Origin of the sequence: Streptomyces sp. NBC_00258, assembly GCF_036182465.1 — a bacterium.
In the GTDB taxonomy this organism is placed as follows: domain Bacteria; phylum Actinomycetota; class Actinomycetes; order Streptomycetales; family Streptomycetaceae; genus Streptomyces.
This window is the reverse complement of record NZ_CP108081.1, coordinates 7,992,831-8,012,092: the sequence shown is the minus strand read 5'-3', so window position 1 is coordinate 8,012,092 and position 19,262 is coordinate 7,992,831. Positions and strand designations below refer to the sequence as shown.

Below are 19,262 nucleotides of genomic sequence, written 5' to 3'. Positions count from 1 at the left end.
ATGCGGACAACGTACGTACGCGGTGCCGGTTCGCACGTCGCTGAGCGGGAGCGCCCGGTCGAAGGTAGTGCCCGAGCCGAGGAGCTGGAGGCGCTGGCGGCCGATCCGGCGAGCGCCTGGCACGTCGAAGAGTCCGAGCAGGGCGAACCCGAGTCCATCGTGCTGGAAAGGCCGGCCAAGTCGGCGTCCAAGGCGGACTGGAAGGCCTACGCCCTCCAGGAAGGCATGGACGAGGAGGAGGCGGAGAAGGCCACGCGTGACGAGCTGGCCGCGAAGTACGCGGACGGAGGCGGTTCCTGATGCCTCTGGTCGGTACGAAGCTGTCCGTGGCCCTGGGCACGGTCCAGACAAACCCGTTGGACCTGGTGACCGGGCGGGCCCCGGTGGAGCTGCTCAAGGAGATCAGCCTCGGCTCAGGCACGGCAGCGCAGCAGGCGGACCGGCTGTTCACCGACCGGCGTACGCTGGCTGCCTCCGCGAGCGAGAATCTCGACCTCGCGGGCACGCTGGCGGACGCGTTCGGCGCGACGCTGACGTTCGTCAAGCTCAAGGCCATCTTGGTCATCGCGGCTGCGGCGAACACGAACAACGTCAACGTGAGTCGCGAAGGCACGAGCGGAGTGCCGGCCTTCCTGGCGGCCGGAGACGGCGTCCCGGTCCTGCCGGGCGGGGTGTTCCTCTGGATGGCCCCGGGCGCGGGCGTCACCGTGACGCCGAGCACCGGAGACCTCCTCGCGGTGGCCAACTCGGGTGCCGGAACCAGCGTCACGTACGACGTGTACCTGCTCGGCACGAGCGCGTAGGGGGGTGCCCGGTGGCCCGGAACTACGCGACGTCGGCGGACTACCAGAGCTACACCGGACAGACCCCGCCGGCGGACATCGAGGCCCGGCTCGGCCGCGCCTCGCGGTTCCTCGACAGCGACGTGTTCCGCCTGTGCTGGTACGAGGTCGACGAGGACGGCTACCCCTCGAACGCGGTGGTGCGGCAGGCCTTCGCGGACGCGGTGTGCGCGCAGGTGCAGTGGTGGGCGGAGACCGGCGACGAGCTCGGCGTGGCGGGGCGGTGGGACTCGGTGAAGCTGGGTTCTCTGTCCCTGTCGCGCGGCTCGTCATCCGGCTCCTCGTCGGGCTCCGCCTCGTCCGGCCGTGAGGTCGCCGAGACGGCGATGGAGGTGCTCCGGAGCCCGGATCTCACTCCGGAGATCTTCGTCCTTGGGCTGGTGGTCCAGTGCTGATACCCGGCTTCCTTCTCCAGCACGAGGTGACCGTGGAGCCGTACGAGGGCGACAGCGCGAACGGCCCCGTCTACGGCGCTCCCGTCGCGGTGGCGTGCTGGCTGGAGAAGAGGGCCCGTCTCGTGCGCGCGCCTGACGGGCGTCAGGTTCTGTCCGGCGCGACGTTTTGGTGTCGGCTCGATGCGGTCTCCGCCCCGCCGGAGTCCCAAGTCACGCTGGATGACGGCCGTAAGACGACCGTCATCCAGCAGATCCCGCTCGACGCTGGCGGGCTCCCGGCTCCCGAAAATTCGGAGGTGCAGCTCGTATGACGCAGTACACGCGCTTCCGCTTCGACGGCCGACAGCAGTGGACCTCCCGAGGCCGGCGCCTCGCGAGCGAGGGCCTGCGGCGCGGCCTGGAGCACGTTCTCGCCGAGTCCCGGAAGATCGTGCCGCTGGAGGAGGGCACCCTCGAACGGTCCGGCAAGGTCGACGTCGACGGCCTGGAGGGATCGGTGTCATACGACACCGTGTACGCCCGCCGCCAACACGAAGAGCTGACGTGGCGGCATCTTCCCGGCCGGACGGCGAAGTACCTGGAGAAGCCCATGGCCAGCGAACGGGACGTCGTCCTGCGGCTGATGGCGGTGGGCCTGCGGAGGTGGCTGCGTGGCTGACCTCCTCGACGGCCTGGCCCGTCACCTCGCCGCACAGAACCTGCTCACGTACGAGACCGCGGGCACCGGCGGAGACACCTTCCTGGAGTCCATGCCCGACGCCCCCGACGAGGCGGTCGCGCTGACGCTGTACGAGGCCCTGGAGCCGGACTCCAAGCTCGGCTACGACGAGCCCCGGCTCCAGGTGCGATGCCGGGGGACACGCGACCGGCGCGTCTCGCGGCAGCGCTGCCAGGACATCTACAACGAGCTCGAAGGCCTCTGCGACACCGAGCTGCCGGACGGCACCGTGCTGATCTCGTGCTTCGCCCTCCAGGGCGGCCCCGTCTCCCTCGGCATCGACGCCAAGGGCCGGCACGAGCACGTGACGAACTACCAGCTTGAGGTGCGGTCGCTTACCAAGCACCGCGTCTGACCTCAACCCCCTTCCCCTGTAGCCCGGGCGGCCTCCGCTGCGGGCATTTCGCCATGCCCCGGAGGAGAAATGGCAGAGCAGAAGTACAACGCGCGCGACGTCGAGTTCGAGATCGAGGACTTCCTGACGCCCGGCACGTGGATCGACATCGGCGGCATCAACACGTTCAGCAAGGGCCACGAGGAGGAGACGGCCGACACCACGACGTACGCCTCCGAGGGCCAGGCCGAGTCGCAGAAGATGCAGATCGCCAAGTCCCTGACGATCGAGGGCCTGCGGCTGCGCGACAGCGCAACCGGGGCGATCAACCCGGGGCAGGCCAAGGTGGAGGCCCTGTCCGAGCGGCTCGGCGAGGACAGCCTCGGCCGCGTGCGCTTCTCCCACAAGAACGACTCCACGTGGGAGGTCTGGACGGCGCACGTCAACCTGGGCGACCAGGGCGGCGGCAACAACGACAAGACCGCGTGGGCGGCGACGTTCACCCGCTCCGGCGCGCAGACCTCGGTGGCCAAGCCGTGACCGCCCGCAAGAGCACCACCAACGCGACGTGGGACGCGTTCTGGGCCGAGGCCTCCGGCGGCCGTACGGAGGTCATCCGCGGTGTCGAGGTGCAGGTGCCCAGCGATGTGCCACTGGCCATGGAGCAGCGCATCGAGGAGCTGAGCGAGTCCACGGCCAAGGAGGACCTCGCCGAGCTGCTGGCGATGCTCTTCGGAGACGACATCCTCGACACCTGGCTGGACAACGGCATGGGGATGGTCGAGCTTCAGACGGTACTGACGTGGGCCATGGCGCAGGCTGGCGGCAAGGACATGTCGTTCGCGGAGGCGCTCGAGACGGTCCGTTCCGGAGATGGCGCGGGAAAACTGCTGGGCCCGAAGGGGCCGAACAGGGCGGCGAGGAGGTCCGCACCCGCGAAGCGGTCCGCCGCTGGTGGTGGGCGGTCGAAGCGGACTACCGGCGCGAGTACGGGCTCGGCCCGCAAGACATCGCGCAGCTGACCCGGCGCACCTTCTACACCTACCTCGCGGGCCTCTCCCCGGAGGCGGTCTTTCGCAAGGTGGCGGGCGACTACGTCTCGGTCATCGACGACGACGAGCAGATCAGAGCCGCCTTGCACAGCTGATCAACGACAACTGAATAGCGCGCTCCGCGTGCTGATGGGGGGTGCCCAGTGGCCCTCTCCATCGGCGAGCTGGTTGGTTTCATCCGGGCCGACGACAGCGGGTGGCAGCGCGGCCTGGACTCCGCGCGGCTGCGGATGCGTGGCCTCCAGCGCGACGCCGACGGCTCTCTGCGCGACCTGCGCGGCCGGTTCGTCTCCGAAGGCGAAGCCGCCGGACGGGGCCTCGCCGACGGCATCCGGGCCCACGCGCAGCTGGCCGCGCCTGCGGTCAAGGCGGTCGGGGCGGCGATCGCCACGATCGGCGTGGGCCTGCCCGCCCTCGCGGCAGTTACGGCGGGCCTGATGGGCCTGGTCGCCGGAGCCGCCGCGGCGGGTATCGCCGTAAAAGCCTTCACACTCGCGGCCGGCCAGCAGTGGTCGGCCGTCCAGGACGTCGCCAAGCTCGCCGAGGAGGCACAGAAGGCTGCCGCGTCCGGGGCCGCCGACGCTGCGGAGAAGCAGAAGGCCTACACCGACGCTCTCGCGCAGCTGCCGCCCGCCACCCAGGCCACAGCGCGCGCGTTCGTCGGCCTCAAGGGCGACTTCAAGGCCTGGTCGGACGGCCTGTCGGGCACGACGATGCCCGTCTTCACCAAGGGCATCGAGATCCTCCGTGATCTGTTGCCCGCCCTGACTCCTTTCGTCAAGGCCGCGGCGTCCGCCTTCGGTGGCTTCCTCGACGAGGTGGCCGCGGGCGTGAAGAGCGCCGGGTTCAAGGAATGGGCGGCGGACATGTCGGCGGCGGCCGGTCCGGCGCTGTCCGACTTCTTGCAGGTCATCAAGAACCTCGCCATCGGGTTCGGAGGCTTGCTGCAAGCCTTCCTCCCCGCCTCGGACGGCGTGACCGGCGGCCTGGTCAGCATGTCCGAGGCCTTCGCGCAGTGGGCGACCGGCCTCAAGGACTCCGAGGGTTTTGCCCAGTTCATGGACCTGGCCCGAGAGGGCGGGGAGACGTTCGGGGTCCTCGCCCTGGCTGCGCTGGAGGTGCTGTCGGCCCTGTCGCCGCTCGTCGGCGTGACGGCGCAGCTGGCCTTGTTCCTCGCCGACATCATCAACTCGACGCCGCCGGACGTGCTGTTGGCGATCGGCACGGCGTGGGCTGCAATCGCCCTCGGGATCAAGGCGTACGCGCTGTACACGGCGATCGCGGCGGGCGTGACGCGCGCGTGGGCGATCGCGCAGGGCATCCTCAACGCGGTCATGATGCTCAACCCGGTCGCGCTGATCATCGGGCTGATCGTGGCCCTGGTCGCGATCATCATCGTCGCCTACCAGAAGAGCGAGACGTTCCGGCAGATCGTCCAGACCGTGTGGGAGGCCGTGAAGGCAGCGATCTCCACGGCGGTCGACGGGATCATGGCGGCCATCGGGTGGTTCGCTCAGCTGCCGGGCCGCATCGGCGGCTGGTTCGGCCGCGCCAAGGACGCCGCGATCGCCAAGTTCTGGGAGCTGGTCCGGTGGGTGGCTGGACTTCCAGCGCGTGTGTCCTCGGCGCTCTCCGGTCTCGCGGGCACTCTGCGCTCGCGTGCGTCGGAAGCCGGAAGCGCGATGGTCTCGGCCACCCGGCAGAAGATCAGCGACGTGGTCAGCTGGGTGCGCGGGCTGCCGGGACGGGCGAAGTCGGCCCTCGGCTCACTCGGCAGCATCCTGATGGACGCGGGGAAGAGCCTGATCCGCGGCTTCATCAACGGCGTGAAGTCGATGTTCGGCTCCGTGAAATCCACGCTCGGCGGCCTCACCAGTTCCCTGACGAGCTGGAAGGGACCCGAGGACGTCGACAAGCGGATCCTCTCCCCGGCCGGACGCCTCGTCATCCGAGGCTTCCAGAACGGCATCGACGACCAAATCCCGTCCCTCCAAGCCCAGTTGCAGGCCGTCACCCGGGGCCTCCCGGAGATGGCGCTACCGGGCTTCCCCGGAGCTGGCACGGGCGCTCTGCCGGGCGTTCCCGGCAGCGCGCCGAGCGGCGGCGGTGGCGGTGGCGAGCGCGTGGTGAAGATCCTCCTGGACGGCCCGGAGGCGATGACCCGCCTGATCAGGGACATCGTTGACGTCAAGGGCGGCGGTGACGTGCAAGTTGCGTTCGGCAGACGGTAGAAGGAGGTGCCGTCGTGTGGCCTGACCTGCGCGCGGACCTGATGATCGATGGCGTGATGACCAACATCACGCACCATCTCCGCACCAAGGGCGGCGCTCTCGTCAACAGCCGGGGGCGCCGCGCTTCGGGGGACCGGACCGACGCCGGCGACTGCCGACCGGTCCTCAACAACAAGGACGGCCTCTACTCGCCGGAGAACCCCCGCTCACCGCTGTTCGGGAAGATCGGCCGCAACACTCCGTTCCGGCTGTCCGTCAACGTGGGCACACCCGCGCTGGAGCTGCCCGGGAACATTGGCGACCACGCATCGACCCCGGACGACGCGACCCTGGACATCACGGGAGATCTGGACGTCCGGGTGGACTCCACCTTGGCGAACTGGCTGCGTCCCGCGGTCGGGACGAACGGCATCGCCGAGCTGATGGCCAAGATGTCGTTCGCCGCCGGGACGAAGTCGTGGCTGATCGGCACGCGCAACAACTCGCTGTACTTCCGCTGGTCGCAGGACGGCACGAACAACCTGGACGCGACCTCTACGGTGCCGCTGCCGGTCCCTGCGAGCGGCCGCATCGCACTGCGCGTGATCCTGGACGTCGATAACGGCGCCGGCGGCCGCACGCTCAAGTTCTACACGGCCACCAGCTTGGCCGGGCCCTGGACGCAGCTCGGCGCATCCATCGTGCAGGCCGGGACCACGAGCATCTTCAACAGCACGACTGCACTGAAGATCGGCGACGCCTCCGACATCGGGCTCACCCGGCCGTTCGGACGGGTCCACAAGGCAGAGATCCGCAACGGCATCGACGGCGCCATCGTCGCCAGCCCGGACTTCACGGCGCAGACCATCGGCGCGCCGAGCTTCGTCGACTCCTCGGGCCGCACCTGGACGATGAACGGCGGAACGCGGATCAGCAACCGTCGCACGCGCGCCGCGTACGAGATGTCCGCGCTGCCCACCCGCTGGCACGTGTCCGGGAAAGACGTGTGGGTGCCTGCCGAATCCGCCGGCATTCTGCGCCGCCTGCGCCAGGGCAAGAAGCCGCTCCAGTCGACGCTGCGCCGCCGCGTGCCGTCCTACAGCCCTACCGCGTACTGGCCGTTCGAAGAGGGCCGGGGCGCCACCCAGCCATCCAGCCCGATCGCCGGTGTGCGGTCCATGACGGTGAGCGGAGTCGAGTTCGCCTCAGACGACTCACTCGGCGGATCGGGCCCCCTGCCAGCCTGGAGCGAGGACGCCGAGGGACGCGGTCTGATCCCCACGGCGCCGACGGGTGCCTGGCACCTGGAATGCGTCATGCGTCTGGACACCATGCCGACGTCGCTGAACTCGCTGTTCGAGATCAACACGACTGGCACGGCGAAGAAGTACACCGTCCGCATCCAGACCAACAACGTGCAGGTCCGTGCGCTGGACGAGGACGGCGCCGAACTGGCGCTCATCAACATCACCGCACCCGAATTCACAGGCCGGTGGAACCGCTTCATCCTGTGGGGGCAGCAGCAGGGCGGGAACGTGCAGATGCACGTCGCGTGGATCGGCGTCGGCATCACGGGTGTCGCCTCCGACACCACGTTCGCCGGGACCGAGGGCCGTGTCTCCTCCGTGCGCGTGTTCGGCGTGCCCGGCAACCTGCGCCTCGGGCACCTGGCCGTCTTCCCCACAACCAACACCCTCGCCTTCGACCGCGCGGACGACGGCTTCGCGGGCGAGGCCACCTCACAGCGCCTGGAGCGGCTCAGGACAGAACTGAACCTGCCGATCCTGCTGTCGGGCACCCCCGAAGCCCAGCCGCTCATGGGCGCGCAGCGTCCCCAGACTCCTCTCACGCTGCTGGAGCAGTGCGAGGACGCCGACGGCGGGTTCCTCTATGAGGACCGGGACGCGCTGGCCCTGCGCTACCGGGACCGGGTGTCGATGGAGAACCAGGCCCCGGCGCTCGTGCTCGACTACGAGGCGCCCGGTCTCGCCGATCCACTGGAGCCGGTCCCTGACGACAGGCTGGCCCGCAACGACATCACCGTCCGGCGTACCAACGGAGGAGAGGGATACGCGGTCCTCGAGGAGGGAGCGCTGTCAGTCCAGGACCCGCCGGCAGGCATCGGGCCGTACGACGAGGCATACGACCTGAACCTGTTCTCCGACGACCAGACCGAGCCGATCGCCTACTGGCGACTCCATCTGGGCACGGCACCGGGACCGCGGTACACGAGCGTGCGCGTCATGGTGCACCGGGCGAAATCCCAGGTGGACCAGATCCTCGCGGTGGATGTCGGTGACAAGATCGTCATCCGCAACCCGCCAGTGTGGCTTCCGCCTGGAGACATTGAGCTGATCGTCCAGGGCTACGAGGAGACGTTCACCGAGGGCACGTGGGACATCGTCTTCAACTGTGCTCCGGGCGCGCCGTGGAACGTCGGAGTCGTGGAGGACCCGGTCTTCGGGCGAGTGGACACCGACGGCAGCGAGCTCGCGGCCGCGGTCGATGCCGACGACACCACGCTGAGCGTCTTCACCGAACTCGGCCCATGGACCACCGCCTACCCGTCACTCACGGCCAACCCTGCTTTCGAGGAGGACCTGACTGGCTGGTCGTCTTTGGGCGGCGTCCAGGTCCGGGTGCCCGCGCCGCTTCCGGTCCCGTTCGATGGGGACTGGTCGTTGTTCTTCGTACCTGACGGCGTCAGTCAGTTCCCGAACTCCGGCACTGATCAGGTACCGGTGGTCCCTGGCCGTCAATACGTGGCGTCCGGCTGGCTGCGCTGCTCCGTCACGAGGTCCGTCGCCCTGAACGTGAACTGGTTCGCGTCAGGCGGCGCCTACCAGGCCACCGACGCCAACGATGTGCCGGTCATCACGGGGGTGTGGCAGTGGTTTGAGAAGACCATCACGGCCCCCGTCGGTGCGGTCACGGCAAATCTCGCTGCCACCGTGGCGGACTTTCCACCCACCACGGACGTGTTGTGGGTGCACCAGGCGACCCTCCGGCCCGCCGGAGGCCTCCCGCAGGACTTCCCCTTCCCGATCAAGGCCAGCGGGGAGGAGATGAAGGTCTGGGCCATCACCTCGGGGGTCGTCGACACGTTCACACGGACCACGACGCCCGGATGGGGGACCCCTGACATCGGGTCGGCCTGGGTCAGCAGCGGAGGCGCAGGCGGCGACCACTTCACGCAAGGCTCGGAAGCGGCACATCAGCTGACGAACGTCGACGTCGCCCGTCTCGATCTGACGCCGGTGGCCGGTCCCGACCACGACGTGCAGGCGGATATCGCCACGGGGGCGCTCGCCGCCGGCGGCCCGCAGCTGGTCTCGGTCGTCGCCCGGGCCACGGATGACGCCAGCTTGTACATGGCGCAGCTGAGCTTCTCGACCACCCAGGTCATCACGCTGACCCTCCGCAAGCGGCTGGCCGGTGTCGAGACGCAGCTCGCCACCTACACCGTGCCCGCGCCCCTGACGCACTCCGCTTTCGCGTTCTACCGGGTGCGATTCCAGGTCATCGGGAATCAGCTGAGGGCCCGGGTGTGGTCGGCCAGCGCCCCCGATCCGCGGGGCTGGCAGGTGACGGCCACCGACGCCAGCCTCACCGCCGGCGGCAACATCGGCCTTCGCAGCGTCCGGCAGACCGCGAATTCCAACGCGAATCTGATCGCGTCGTTCGACAACGTGCAGCTGCTCAACCCGCAGAAGTTCACCGTCGAGCGCTCCGTGAACGAGGTCGCCAAATCCCACGGGGCGGGCACGGACGTGCGTCTCGCCTACCCGACGATCGTCGCTCTCTGAGGAGGTACCAGTGGCCTTCACGCTGTTCCAGCCCGGCAACCGGATTACCGCTGGTCGGCTCGAAGCGATGTGCGGGCTGTGGACGCCGTACACCCCGGTGTGGACAGCAGACTCGGGGACGACGTCGATCGGCGACGGCTCGATCGTGGGCAGGTACCAGGTGCGCGGCCCGACAGTCGAGTTCAGTCTCCGGCTCAACTGGGGCACGACGACGTCCCAGTCCGTCACCACCTCCAACTGGAGCTTCAGCCTGCCGGTTGCTCCGTACACCGGGGACGGCAACACGTGGCAACCGGTGAAGGCGTGGGTCTTCGACGCGTCGCCGGGCGCACGCTGGCAGTTGGCCGGCTACATCAACGCCAGCACGTCCACCATCACCGCCCTGACGGCCAACGCGGACGGCGGCTTCCTGGACTCCCAGGAGATGCCATCGCAGACCGCCGAGGCGGCAAGCACGACGTCCATCCAGCCCGGAAATCTCGCGTGGGCGAACGGGGACCGCCTCAACATCTGGGGCTCATACGAGGCCGCAGCCTGACCAAGGGAGACACCGTGGCGTACTCCGAGCCGATCGGCCCGTCCTATCCGCGCTACACCCTGTCGATCCGGCACCAGCCGATCCAGGGCGACTACCCGCTGACGCTCCAGATCTCCCACGCGGCCAACGACGAGTTGGATGCGGACGCGGACGCCATCATCCAGAAGGCCGTCGACACGCTGACCACGGCTGGCTTCGAGGTCCTGGAGGCCACGAAACGGTACGAGTTCCGGCAGTCCATCACGGTCACGCCTCCCGCCTGACCGTTTCCGTCCCTGCCCCCCCGAGCCGTCTGGCCGGGGCCTTTTTCATGCCCTGGAGGCACTCATGGCAACACCCCACCCGAGCGTGAGCGGCATTCTCCGGTACTTCGAGTACAGCCACCTGCCGCCAGTACTGCGCGGCGTGTCGAGCCGCTTCCACGCCCTTGCGTGGGCGCTCGTCGAGGAGGAGTTCCTCGAAGGGCCGGAACTGACCGTGGCCCTCCGCAAGCTCCTGGAGTCCAAGGACGCGGCGGTGCGGGCTGCCCTGGACAAGATGCCCGAGGAGGGCTGATGCAGCTCGTCACGCGCAAGACGCTGGGCTGGCCGGCCTCCGCCGCGCCCACCCAGGCCACCGCGAAGGGCGTGAAGGTCCACTACACCGGAGGAGCCGTCTCGACGGCGCTCCTGAAGGACCACAACCGGTGCCTCGCCCTCTGGCGGGACATCCGGGCCGCCCACCTCGCCAACGTCGCCGAGGGCTACTCCGACGTCGCGTACAACTACGCGGGCTGCGTCCACGGGCATCTCCTCGAGGGCCGTGGCATCGGCCGCCGGACCGGCGCCAACGGCAGCCAGACCCTCAACAAGGCGCACTACGCGATCCTCGGCCTCGTCGGCTCCTCCGGCCTGACCCAGCCCACGGACGAGCTGCTCGGCGCGATCCGCGACGGCATCGAGCTGCTCCGCGAGCACGGCGCCGGAACCGAGGTCAAGGGCCACAAAGACGGCTACGCGACCAGCTGCCCCGGGGGCCCGCTGTACGCGTGGGTCAAGCAGGGCGCACCTCGCCCGGGCGGGAAGCCCGTGGAGCCGAAGCCCGGCACCGGCCGCCCCGTGGTCGACCTCTCGCAGCTGCTCGCCGCGGCGAAGGCGGACCCGCCGAAGGCCGGCACCCCCGTCTCGTACGAGGGCGTGAAGGTCGTCGAGGACGCCCTCGTGAAGGAGGGACTCCTCGCGAAGTCCCTCGCGGACGGCCACTTCGGCACCGCCACGAAAGCCGCCTACGGCCTGTGGCAGATGCGCTGTGGCTGGAGCGGCAAGGACGCCGACGGCCTGCCCGGCAAGAGCAGTCTCAGCAAGCTCGGCGCCCGCCGCGGCTTCAACGTCACCGCCTGACACCGAAGGGAACCACCCATGAAGATCGCCAGTGCCGCAAAGTCGCTCCTCGCCGGTATCGCTGCCGGGTCCGCAGCTGCGATCACGGCCGTGCAGGACAACGTCCTCACCACCGGGGAGGGCGTCACCATCGCGCTCGCCGTGCTCGGGGCGTGGGGCATCACCTACGCCGTGCCCAACCGGCAGGCCAGCAACGTCCCGCACGGCCAGTAAGGAGACCCCTTGGACGCCACCACCCTCGGCAGCCTCCTGGTTGGCGTGGGCGCGGTCGTCGGCGGCGTGGTGGCGTACCTGGGGAAGCGGGGCGAGAACGCCCTCACCGGCTACTCCAGCCTGACGGAGAAGCTCCAGACGGAACGCGATCGCCTCGACTCGAAAGTGACCGAGTTGAACGCGAAGCTCGCCGAGCAGGCAGCGAGCCGCGCAGCAGACCAAGCGGAGATAGCCCGTCTCCGCGCACTCATCCCACCCGGAGGACACCCGTGACCCGGACCGAGCGGGCTCTCGCTCGCCGCTGGCGACCGCTGGCGTTGCTGTGCTGGCTGGTCGCGCTGTCCGGCGCGGTCGTCATCATCTGGGGCCGCATCGACTCCGAGACGACCGCACGTCAGGACGCGGTCGCTGAGGCGAACCGCCGAGGCGAGGCAGTCAGCACGCTCGCTACGGACGTGCGGCAGCTGCGGGCGCAGGTGAAGGGCGAGGGCGAGACGCCTGTAGCTCCCGACCCGTCGGACGCGATCAAAGATCTACCCGCACGGGCTGAGGTGCCTGTCTCGATCCCCGGCCCGAAGGGAGACCCCGGCCGGCCGGGCAGCAACGGTGAGCCCGGCGAGGACGGCGAGGACGGGACCCCCGGGACACCGGGCCAGAATGGCGAGTCGGGCACGGACGGCGTTCCAGGGCCGCAGGGCGAGCAGGGCGCACAGGGGCCACAAGGGGAGCAGGGACCGCAGGGCGAGCAAGGGCCACGCGGCGAGCAGGGTTCGCCCGGCCCGGCATGCCCGGACGGCTACAGCCTCCAGCCCCCGGCCTCCGACCCGGACGCGTTGATCTGCCGGCGGGATGGCGCGCCGGATCCGAGTGAGGATCCGACGTCTCCGCTGGCTGCCGGGTTGGATCCGCAACGTCGCGTGTACGTGTGAACAGAATGGCCCCCTCTCGCCTTCGGGCGGGAGGGGGCCTTTCGTCATGCCCGGAATCAGCGCAGTGCCTCGATGGCCTTCACGACCAGAGCACGCGCCTCGGCGCCATACACGGCCATGTCGCGAAGGCGCTCGAACGTCTTCAAGTACTGGGCAATCTCGCCTGGTTGGGTGACGCTCACCTCCGCGGACACCAACTCCACGGAGACAAGCCTGTCGTCGTAGATGTGGAACGTCTCCTCGGGCCAGTGCGCGCGCCGGGCCGTCATCGGCACGATGCCGAGCGACACCGCGGGCAAGGCGCCGGCGGTGAGGAGGTAGCCGAGCTGCGCCGCCATCGCGTCCGGCTCGGCGACCTGGCAGTACAGCACGGCCTCCTCGACAACCACGATGAACCGGTGGCCCGGCTCGTGGATGATGCGTGAGCGCTCGACGCGGGCGTGCGCGGCCTCGGCGCTGTCGTCGGGCAGGTCGTGGAAACTGGCAGCGATGCCGAGGACGGCGGTCGCGTAGCCCTCGGTCTGGAGGAGGCCGGGCACGAGGCCGCTGGAGTACAGCCGGAACAGCTCCGTGTCGCGGTAGCCGCGGACTCGGCTGTCCTGGATGTGCCTGAGGCCAGCGCGGACCTGGTGGCGCCACTGCCGGTACATGGCCTCGGCGCTGAGGGACTGCACGATGAGGTCCTGCGCCTGGCCCTCGGTACGGGTGGCCTTGCACCAGGCGCGGATGTCGTTGGCCGACGGCCCGGTGAGGGCGTTCTCGATGCGGCTCGTCTTGGAGTAGTGCCAGCCGCACTCGGCAGCCAGCGAGACGACCGTCAGGCCGGCCTCCCTGCGGATGTCGCGCAGGCGTTGGGCGACGGCTTCGCGCGCTGCCTGAGCGGATGAGGACGGCGAGACGGACATGCTGGCTGCCGACGCTTCCTGGTCAGTGAATCTGGTACTGGTCGTGCGGGACGGCGAGGGCCCAGACCGCTTCGAAGGCTTCTGAGCAGAGCTTCGCGTCTGCCACGTCCTCTGAGATCTCGTGGCCGAGACGGGCGCCGCTGCTGTCGAAGTACCCCCAGCGGATCAGCTGCTCGTCGAACAGCCAGAAGTCGTTGTCCGGCAGGACGATGCCCGATGCGAGGTGGCGAGGCAGCCAGCTCACCTGTTCACCCGCGTGGACGTTCACGACAGTGGAGGCGTGCTCGTACCGGATGTAGTCGGAGGCGGGCTCGGAGATGACGCGGGCCCGCCGGACGGAGACGCCGCGCGCGACGGTCTGGGAGACCAGGTCGACCCACGGGGCCCAGTCCGGGGAACGGGGGTCGGTGTCGAGCTGGCCGGTACGCAGCCACGCGTCGAAGTCCTCGGCCTCCTCGGGAGTCCCGTAGTGGTCGCGCAACTCCAGATGTACGGCCGAGCGCGTGCAGCCGGCCAACAGCTCAGCGATCGTCGGCGCGTTCGACGGCATCGCATGCCTCCCTGATCATCTGCACCATCCTGGCAGGGATACGGATCACTGCCTCGTCGTCAGGGATGCCGACCGCATGGCCCGGCACTTCGAACGCGGCGCATTCCGCCTCCAGTTCGGTGTCCGGCTTCCATCCCTGGAAGACGATCTCCTTCTTCTCCTGGTTGACCCACACGGTCGGGGAATCTGCGGTCTTGGTGTCGGGGTCGATCCCGATGAACCGTAGCGACATGGCTGTCTCCATCCACGTGATGTGCAGTTGTTTGCAACACCGTCAACCCATCGAGAGAGCTGGTCAAGAGCGCGAAAACGCCATCACGTGAGGCGGCGAAATCGGAATGCAAACATCTGCACATTCCTGGTGTCCGTGCACATCACGCTCCTAGCGTCGGCGGGTACGAGAAACCCCGGCGGCCGTGTCACCGGCCCCGGGCTTGGCCGACTAGTTGGAGTCGACATGGCCGACGATACGCAGACCTCGGGCAGCCCCACCACCCCTGTCGGGTACGGCTACTGCGCCTGGCACCACCGGCACGCGCGCGGCGTCCGACTGATCCGCGTGGAAGAGGCGGGCCCCGGCCCCAGCACCAGGGGCAACATGTTCGCCTGTCGCCCGTGCCGCCAGGCCTACAACCTCGTACCGCTCGCGGACCGGCCGCTGTGACGAAGCTCCCCGCAGCCCAGAACCCCCCAGCCGCCCACCCGTTACTGGCCGCGCACCCCGAGCCGCACAAGGCCCGTGAGGAATGGGCCAAGCCGCACGGGATGATGCTCCTGCCCCTGGGAACCGTCTTCGCCGCGGTCCGGATGCCCGCGCGTCTGGTGCACGCCGCCGCCGGCAGCGACGAGCACACGACGGTGAACCGACACCTCGCCAGGGATCTCCGCGGAGGCCCGGTCATCTGCGACCCGTGCGGGCGGCGTTACTACGCGCTGGTGCCCGCGGACACAGACGCGACGTGGAGCTCCCCGAACAAGGCGACCGTCCTGCTCTCGGGCGCGGAGTGCCTGGGGCTCGGGACGCGCCTGGGGGTGCCCCGCCTGGACGCGGTGCGGCCGGGTTCGGGGGTGGACTCGTACTGGTCGGTGCCTATGCGCGCGCCCACGGAGGTGTGCGACCCGGCCGACGTGGTGCGGCTGTGCTCCGCCGGCCATTTCGCGATGTGCGTCGAGGACCCAGTGTGAGCGGGACCTGGAAACCCAAGCCGCCGCCCGCCACCGGACTTAACGGTGAGCAGTACGCCGGGCGGGCCTGCTGCTGGTGCAGCAAGCCGCTGTGGCGCGGCGCCGTCAGCGCGGGCATAGCGCGGGGATCGATCGGCGCCCACTGCCTCGACATCGAGGTGTACGCCTGCTCTCCCCGCTGCCCGAAACGGCCCCGCCGCCCGAAGCTCGAACGCCCAGGAGGAGACCAGTGAAGATCTGCGGGAAGTGCGATCAGCCGCTCCAGGACGGCGAGAAGTACACGAAGCATCCCATCGCCGGGTCCAGCTACGGGGGCGACACCGTGTACCGGCATGTCGACGAGTGCAGGCCGGTACCGATCCAGACCACCCAAGACTCCGTGTACCACTGACTCCCGTCCGTCCCCGTTCCCCCGCGGGGCGGGCGGGTTCAAGCCCACGTCCGGCGTCGGTCACGCGGTCGCCGTGCCCGTCCAGATGACGGGCGACGTGGGGCCAGGCCCTGGCCGGTCATGTCCACCGGCCGGGGCCGGTCACCTCACCAGCTCGGCGAGCGGAACGTGCAGCGCGTCGGCGATGACGAGGAGGTAGTCGATGCTCGTTGCGTGGTGGGCCTGCTCGACGCGGTTGATCGTCTTGCGGTCCAGTCCGGCGAGTTCTCCGAGTCGCTCCTGTGTCAGCTTCTGGCGCTTGCGTTCGACTCGGATGGCGCCTCCGATGGCCTGTCGGCGGGTTGGCACCCAGTCGGGCAGCGGGTCGGATGGCACGGATCAACGCTGGTCGGACCGGTGATCTTTGTCTGTACCAGCGTTGGTACATTTCTGAGTGCGCTGGCACAGGAGTCCGCAAGCCCCCTTCGAATAAAACACTCGTTCGAGTGAAGCGCTTACGTGATCATTGCATATGACATTTTTTTGCCAGACGATTACCTGTATCCCCCACGCACCGGCCGCTCCGCTCCCGAGCGCGGCTTGCCATGAGCGTCCAGTCTTAGGTGACCCCCACATGGAAGAGCAGAGTCAGGCCTCGCGCCCGCGCCTGACGGAGTCGCAGCAGTCCCGAGTTGAGTTCGCGCGCCAGGACCTCGACAAGGCGCGGGCCGCCGACTTGATGGAGATGGACGGAGCCGCGCTGGTGCTCCAGATCGAGCGGCTGCGCGCGCGACTTCACGACGTACTCTCCCTGGTGGAAGAGACCTTCGAGTCGTAGGCGCCGGCCCCAGCACGGACCCTTGCTGATCAGCAACGTAGATCTCTGAGCGTCACCCACCCCTCTGGCCGATATTTGCTCCGCTCACCGCCAGGATGTGAGTGAGATCCGTCGCCTTGAACGCTTCGTCCAGCTCCGGCGTGATCCGTGAGGTGTCCCCCACCACCAGGCCCGGCAACAGTGCCCGTGCGTCCGGCTCCAGCCCGTCGGTCGCCGCCCGCAGCCCGCCTCGCAGCTCTCCGGCGAACCGCTGCGTGTCCGACGGCTGCCCGACCACTCGCGGCGGGCCGCTGCCGCGCACGCGCAGTACCGCCGCGATCCGGTCACCGTCTCCGAGCGGGGGCACGACCCGTGCCGTCACCCGCACCCTCGTGGAGGGCAGGAGGGAGAGCCAGGGCGAGCCCTGTCGCTCACGGGCCACCCGCGCACCCGGGTCCACGATCAGCAGCACCGGCGTTCGTGTTTCCGCCACCGTCCCGTCCGGCTTCTCGACCCGTCTCACCTCGGCGTTGAGCAGGACGGCGGTCGGAGCCGCGTGATTGCCCTTGATCCTCGGACGCGTCAGCCGTGGATCCGAGGTGACCTCCGCCTCGGCGGTCACCTGGGCATACTGCCGAGCCAGCTCCGGGACGGGGCCACGCCGCAGATCGGCGCCGTGCAGACCGCCGGAGGCAGCCGCCGCCGCGACACAGAGCAGCACGGCGGCGACGGAGACCTTCGGCCACGAAGGCCATCGCCCTCGCCGCGTGCCACCTTGCGGGACACCGCCTCGCTCCGGCTCCGGCTCCGGCTCCGGCTCCGGCTCCGGCTCCGGCTCCGGCTCCGGCTCCGGCTCCGGCTCCGGCTGATTGTGCGGCCGTGGCTCACCGCTCGCGCGGCTTCGTCGGGTGGCCAGCAATCCACCGGCCACGACCACGCAGACGATCACCACACCGGTGACCCACCCCGGCGGCGCGTCCAGCGCCAACGCCGCCGTCGCCCACGCCGCCAGCGCCGGCGGCACCAACCGCAGATCCGTCGGCGCCTCTTGACGGGGATGCGCGGCACCGAGCGGATTGCCGGACGTGGCGTGCACGCCCGGGCGGTGGTCGTCGGACCGCTGAGTACCGTTCCGCACTCCGGACGCCGGGGAGGCCTGCCGCGCTCCGGGCGCCGCCGGACCGTGCGTCTCCGGGCCCCTCATGGCCGTACGAGATTCTGCAGATCGGCGAACCTGCGGTCGCCTACAGGTACTTGCCTATCTCGCAAAACTGCAAAGAAGCGGCCCCCGGCGGTGTTGGAAGCACCGACCGAGGGCCTGACCGACCTACCTGACGAAACCAGGAGCCGGATTCATGGATCTTCCCATGCCGCTTGCCATGCCCGGCAAGCCCTCGAACGAGCTACGCGATCTGCTCGCGGCCGTCCTCGAAGCCATCGACCTCCCGCACCCCGCGACCGTCGGCGGCAACGAGGCACACGACCAGCTGCTCGCCGTCCGCGTCACGCACGCCCGCATCGCCCTCCGCGCCGTCCTCGACGACACCCCCGGCGACCTCGGCCCCGCCTGGAACGCCGCCTATCTGCGTGAGCGGTTGGCCGAGCACCCGATCGCCGGGTACGTCACCGCCGACCAGGCCCATGCCGCGCTCGACGCGGGCGCCACCTGGTCCGAGGCCGTCACCCTGCCCACCGGCGGTGGCCAGTGAGCACCGAGCCCCGCACCGCGATGGTGGACCTCCTCGTCGTCAAGGCCTTGGAGGTCGACGAGCCGGACTGGTGCGCCGGCCATTCCGCCGACGTCGCCGAGTTCAAGCCCGACGTCACCCACTACGGGCCCCCGGAGACGCTCGACTTCCAGGGCGAGACGCTCTGGACCGTCATGCTCGCGCAGTCCCCGTTCGCGTCCGACGCGGACGCCCGCACCATCGGCGTGTACGTCGAGTCGGGCAGCCTCGCCACCTCCCTCGACCCCGCCGGCCTGGACGCCCTGGCCGCCGCGCTCGTTGAGCACGCGGCCGTCCTGCGCCACCGTGCCCGTGTGCTCGGCTCGATGCTGGGCGGTGGCCAGTGAAGCGCCGGGACCCGCTCCTGTGGGCTGCGTTGGTCGCGGTCCTCGTCGTTCTCGCCTCGGCCGAGTACCACCTCGCGGTCGCCTGCGGCTTCGGCACGTACGTCGCCGCCGGAGTGCCGGCCGCGCTCGACATCTACGCGATCGCTGCGCTCCGGGCCCGTCGTGACGTCCTGATGGTCGTGGCCGTGCTGATCGCGGTGAACGCGGCGAGCCACCTCGTCGAGGTCGGTCTCCTGCCCGTGAACGTGCCGCTGGTCGTGTCGGTCTCGGCGATCGCTCCGCTCGTCTTGTGGCGGGTACACCGGCTCAGCGAGGCCGCGTCTGTCTCATCTGAGACAGTCCCGACTGGGGAAAATTCCCCAGTCCAGGCACCGGCTGTATCCGCCGTACCCGAGGCGTACCCGCCCGTCGAGGTACAGCGGGATACACCGCCCGTCGTGTCTGGAATTCCAGACACCGCGCTGCCCGTCCTCGGCCCGTTCCTCAGCCTCGAAGAGCTGCCCCGTACCCGCGTGTACCCCGAGGCGTATCCGCAGCCTGAGCAGGCGCAACACGGCCGCGCCGACGACGACGTACCCGCCCCGGATACGGACACGGATACACCGGATACGCTCCCGCTCCCGCCCGGATACGACCGCGCAGACGGAGCCGTCGACGAGCTCACCGTCAAGGCCCGCGCCGACTTCGAGCAGCTGCTCGCGGACGGCCGCGCACCCTCGATCCGGAACCTGCGGGATACGTACTCGATCGGCCAGCCACGCGCTCAGCGGATCCAAGCCGAGTTGGTCGGCTCGTGATCGTCGCCGCGTGCTTCGCGACCGCCGCTCTCCTCGCGCTGTTCGGCCTCTGCGCCGTCGCGCTCCACGACGTCCCGAAGATCTCCGGGACCGTCGCCCTGATCGTCACCCTGGCCGCGCTCGGCGTGGCCATGTACCGCTGAGGACC

Annotated in this window: 29 protein-coding genes and 1 pseudogene; 25 read left to right on the top strand and 5 right to left on the bottom strand. The window is 69.6% G+C overall.

Annotation, left to right across the window (positions count from 1 at the left end; translation table 11 throughout):
* From OG718_RS35705 to OG718_RS35625, 17 genes are all read left to right on the top strand, one after another.
* Positions 1 to 300: a hypothetical protein gene (locus tag OG718_RS35705; protein WP_328846122.1), complete on the top strand. Its 300-nt coding sequence runs from the start codon at positions 1 to 3 to the stop codon at positions 298 to 300.
* Positions 300 to 803, top strand: a complete 504-nt coding sequence (locus tag OG718_RS35700) for a hypothetical protein (RefSeq protein WP_328846121.1) — start codon at positions 300 to 302, stop codon at positions 801 to 803. Before OG718_RS35705 ends, OG718_RS35700 begins: the two co-directional genes overlap by 1 nt.
* Before the next feature lie 11 nt (positions 804 to 814).
* Complete coding sequence (locus OG718_RS35695; RefSeq protein WP_328846120.1) at positions 815 to 1,237, top strand: hypothetical protein; 423 nt, start codon at positions 815 to 817, stop codon at positions 1,235 to 1,237.
* Positions 1,231 to 1,548 carry a hypothetical protein gene (locus tag OG718_RS35690; protein ID WP_328846119.1) on the top strand — a complete coding sequence of 106 codons (318 nt, stop codon included), beginning with the start codon at positions 1,231 to 1,233 and terminating at the stop codon, positions 1,546 to 1,548. Before OG718_RS35695 ends, OG718_RS35690 begins: the two co-directional genes overlap by 7 nt.
* A complete protein-coding gene (locus tag OG718_RS35685; RefSeq protein ID WP_328846118.1) occupies positions 1,545 to 1,895 on the top strand; it encodes a minor capsid protein in 351 nt (116 codons plus the stop codon). Before OG718_RS35690 ends, OG718_RS35685 begins: the two co-directional genes overlap by 4 nt.
* Positions 1,888 to 2,310, top strand: coding sequence for a minor capsid protein (locus tag OG718_RS35680; protein WP_328846117.1), 423 nt, complete (start codon positions 1,888 to 1,890; stop codon positions 2,308 to 2,310). Before OG718_RS35685 ends, OG718_RS35680 begins: the two co-directional genes overlap by 8 nt.
* Positions 2,311 to 2,379: 69 nt before the next feature.
* Entirely contained in the window at positions 2,380 to 2,829 is a 450-nt protein-coding gene (locus OG718_RS35675; protein WP_328846116.1) for a phage tail tube protein, read from the top strand.
* A complete protein-coding gene (locus OG718_RS35670) occupies positions 2,826 to 3,311 on the top strand; it encodes a hypothetical protein (RefSeq protein WP_328846115.1) in 486 nt (161 codons plus the stop codon). The genes OG718_RS35675 and OG718_RS35670 overlap by 4 nt, the downstream gene beginning before the upstream one ends.
* Positions 3,312 to 3,484: 173 nt before the next feature.
* Positions 3,485 to 5,572: a phage tail protein gene (locus tag OG718_RS35665; RefSeq protein WP_328846114.1), complete on the top strand. Its 2,088-nt coding sequence runs from the start codon at positions 3,485 to 3,487 to the stop codon at positions 5,570 to 5,572.
* Between the two features lie 14 nt (positions 5,573 to 5,586).
* Positions 5,587 to 9,357 (top strand): hypothetical protein, encoded by a 3,771-nt coding sequence (locus tag OG718_RS35660; protein ID WP_328846113.1) that lies wholly within the window; start codon positions 5,587 to 5,589, stop codon positions 9,355 to 9,357.
* Between the two features lie 10 nt (positions 9,358 to 9,367).
* Positions 9,368 to 9,895, top strand: coding sequence for a hypothetical protein (locus tag OG718_RS35655; protein ID WP_328846112.1), 528 nt, complete (start codon positions 9,368 to 9,370; stop codon positions 9,893 to 9,895).
* Positions 9,896 to 9,909: 14 nt separating this feature from the next.
* On the top strand, positions 9,910 to 10,158 hold the full coding sequence (locus tag OG718_RS35650; protein WP_328846111.1) for a hypothetical protein: 249 nt from the start codon (positions 9,910 to 9,912) through the stop codon (positions 10,156 to 10,158).
* A gap of 64 nt (positions 10,159 to 10,222) precedes the next feature.
* Positions 10,223 to 10,450: a hypothetical protein gene (locus tag OG718_RS35645; RefSeq protein WP_328846110.1), complete on the top strand. Its 228-nt coding sequence runs from the start codon at positions 10,223 to 10,225 to the stop codon at positions 10,448 to 10,450.
* Positions 10,450 to 11,274 (top strand): N-acetylmuramoyl-L-alanine amidase, encoded by an 825-nt coding sequence (locus OG718_RS35640; RefSeq protein WP_328846109.1) that lies wholly within the window; start codon positions 10,450 to 10,452, stop codon positions 11,272 to 11,274. Before OG718_RS35645 ends, OG718_RS35640 begins: the two co-directional genes overlap by 1 nt.
* A gap of 18 nt (positions 11,275 to 11,292) precedes the next feature.
* The gene (locus OG718_RS35635) at positions 11,293 to 11,487 is read left to right on the top strand and encodes a hypothetical protein (protein WP_328846108.1); all 195 of its coding nucleotides are present in this window, start codon (positions 11,293 to 11,295) and stop codon (positions 11,485 to 11,487) included.
* Between the two features lie 9 nt (positions 11,488 to 11,496).
* Positions 11,497 to 11,760, top strand: a complete 264-nt coding sequence (locus OG718_RS35630) for a hypothetical protein (RefSeq protein ID WP_328846107.1) — start codon at positions 11,497 to 11,499, stop codon at positions 11,758 to 11,760.
* Positions 11,757 to 12,416 (top strand): collagen-like protein, encoded by a 660-nt coding sequence (locus OG718_RS35625; RefSeq protein WP_328846106.1) that lies wholly within the window; start codon positions 11,757 to 11,759, stop codon positions 12,414 to 12,416. Before OG718_RS35630 ends, OG718_RS35625 begins: the two co-directional genes overlap by 4 nt.
* A 56-nt stretch (positions 12,417 to 12,472) precedes the next feature.
* Here OG718_RS35625 and OG718_RS35620 read toward each other — a convergent pair whose 3' ends face one another.
* From OG718_RS35620 to OG718_RS35610, 3 genes are read right to left on the bottom strand one after another with little or no spacing between them, the layout of a single operon-like run.
* Positions 12,473 to 13,321 (bottom strand): helix-turn-helix domain-containing protein, encoded by an 849-nt coding sequence (locus OG718_RS35620; protein WP_328846105.1) that lies wholly within the window; start codon positions 13,319 to 13,321, stop codon positions 12,473 to 12,475.
* 22 nt (positions 13,322 to 13,343) lie between these two features.
* Positions 13,344 to 13,871 (bottom strand): DUF6879 family protein, encoded by a 528-nt coding sequence (locus OG718_RS35615; RefSeq protein WP_328846104.1) that lies wholly within the window; start codon positions 13,869 to 13,871, stop codon positions 13,344 to 13,346.
* On the bottom strand, positions 13,843 to 14,103 hold the full coding sequence (locus tag OG718_RS35610; protein WP_328846103.1) for a hypothetical protein: 261 nt from the start codon (positions 14,101 to 14,103) through the stop codon (positions 13,843 to 13,845). Before OG718_RS35610 ends, OG718_RS35615 begins: the two co-directional genes overlap by 29 nt.
* A 225-nt stretch (positions 14,104 to 14,328) precedes the next feature.
* Here OG718_RS35610 and OG718_RS35605 point away from each other — a divergent pair, with 225 nt between their 5' ends.
* The 3 genes from OG718_RS35605 to OG718_RS35595 all read left to right on the top strand — a co-directional run bounded on the left by OG718_RS35605 (position 14,329) and on the right by OG718_RS35595 (position 15,447).
* Complete coding sequence (locus tag OG718_RS35605; RefSeq protein ID WP_328846102.1) at positions 14,329 to 14,535, top strand: hypothetical protein; 207 nt, start codon at positions 14,329 to 14,331, stop codon at positions 14,533 to 14,535.
* Complete coding sequence (locus OG718_RS35600) at positions 14,532 to 15,056, top strand: hypothetical protein (RefSeq protein ID WP_328846101.1); 525 nt, start codon at positions 14,532 to 14,534, stop codon at positions 15,054 to 15,056. Before OG718_RS35605 ends, OG718_RS35600 begins: the two co-directional genes overlap by 4 nt.
* 229 nt (positions 15,057 to 15,285) lie before the next feature.
* A complete protein-coding gene (locus OG718_RS35595; protein ID WP_328846100.1) occupies positions 15,286 to 15,447 on the top strand; it encodes a hypothetical protein in 162 nt (53 codons plus the stop codon).
* Between the two features lie 141 nt (positions 15,448 to 15,588).
* Here OG718_RS35595 and OG718_RS35590 read toward each other — a convergent pair whose 3' ends face one another.
* Positions 15,589 to 15,822 carry a helix-turn-helix domain-containing protein gene (locus tag OG718_RS35590; RefSeq protein WP_328846099.1) on the bottom strand — a complete coding sequence of 78 codons (234 nt, stop codon included), beginning with the start codon at positions 15,820 to 15,822 and terminating at the stop codon, positions 15,589 to 15,591.
* A 238-nt stretch (positions 15,823 to 16,060) separates the two neighbouring features.
* Here OG718_RS35590 and OG718_RS35585 point away from each other — a divergent pair, with 238 nt between their 5' ends.
* Positions 16,061 to 16,264, top strand: a complete 204-nt coding sequence (locus OG718_RS35585; RefSeq protein ID WP_328846098.1) for a hypothetical protein — start codon at positions 16,061 to 16,063, stop codon at positions 16,262 to 16,264.
* Positions 16,265 to 16,337: 73 nt separating this feature from the next.
* Here the strand turns inward: OG718_RS35585 and OG718_RS35580 are convergent.
* Positions 16,338 to 17,339, bottom strand: a pseudogene (locus tag OG718_RS35580) (ComEC/Rec2 family competence protein); the annotation flags it as partial.
* 259 nt (positions 17,340 to 17,598) lie between these two features.
* On the opposite strand from OG718_RS35580, the gene OG718_RS35575 reads away from it, so the two are divergent.
* The 4 genes from OG718_RS35575 to OG718_RS35560 are packed head-to-tail and all read left to right on the top strand — an operon-like array spanning position 17,599 to position 19,257.
* Positions 17,599 to 17,952 (top strand): hypothetical protein, encoded by a 354-nt coding sequence (locus OG718_RS35575; protein ID WP_328846097.1) that lies wholly within the window; start codon positions 17,599 to 17,601, stop codon positions 17,950 to 17,952.
* Positions 17,949 to 18,317: a DUF6907 domain-containing protein gene (locus OG718_RS35570; protein ID WP_328846096.1), complete on the top strand. Its 369-nt coding sequence runs from the start codon at positions 17,949 to 17,951 to the stop codon at positions 18,315 to 18,317. Before OG718_RS35575 ends, OG718_RS35570 begins: the two co-directional genes overlap by 4 nt.
* On the top strand, positions 18,314 to 19,114 hold the full coding sequence (locus tag OG718_RS35565; protein ID WP_328846095.1) for a hypothetical protein: 801 nt from the start codon (positions 18,314 to 18,316) through the stop codon (positions 19,112 to 19,114). The genes OG718_RS35570 and OG718_RS35565 overlap by 4 nt, the downstream gene beginning before the upstream one ends.
* Positions 19,111 to 19,257 carry a hypothetical protein gene (locus OG718_RS35560; protein WP_328846094.1) on the top strand — a complete coding sequence of 49 codons (147 nt, stop codon included), beginning with the start codon at positions 19,111 to 19,113 and terminating at the stop codon, positions 19,255 to 19,257. Before OG718_RS35565 ends, OG718_RS35560 begins: the two co-directional genes overlap by 4 nt.
* The last annotated feature ends 5 nt before the right edge of the window (positions 19,258 to 19,262 follow it).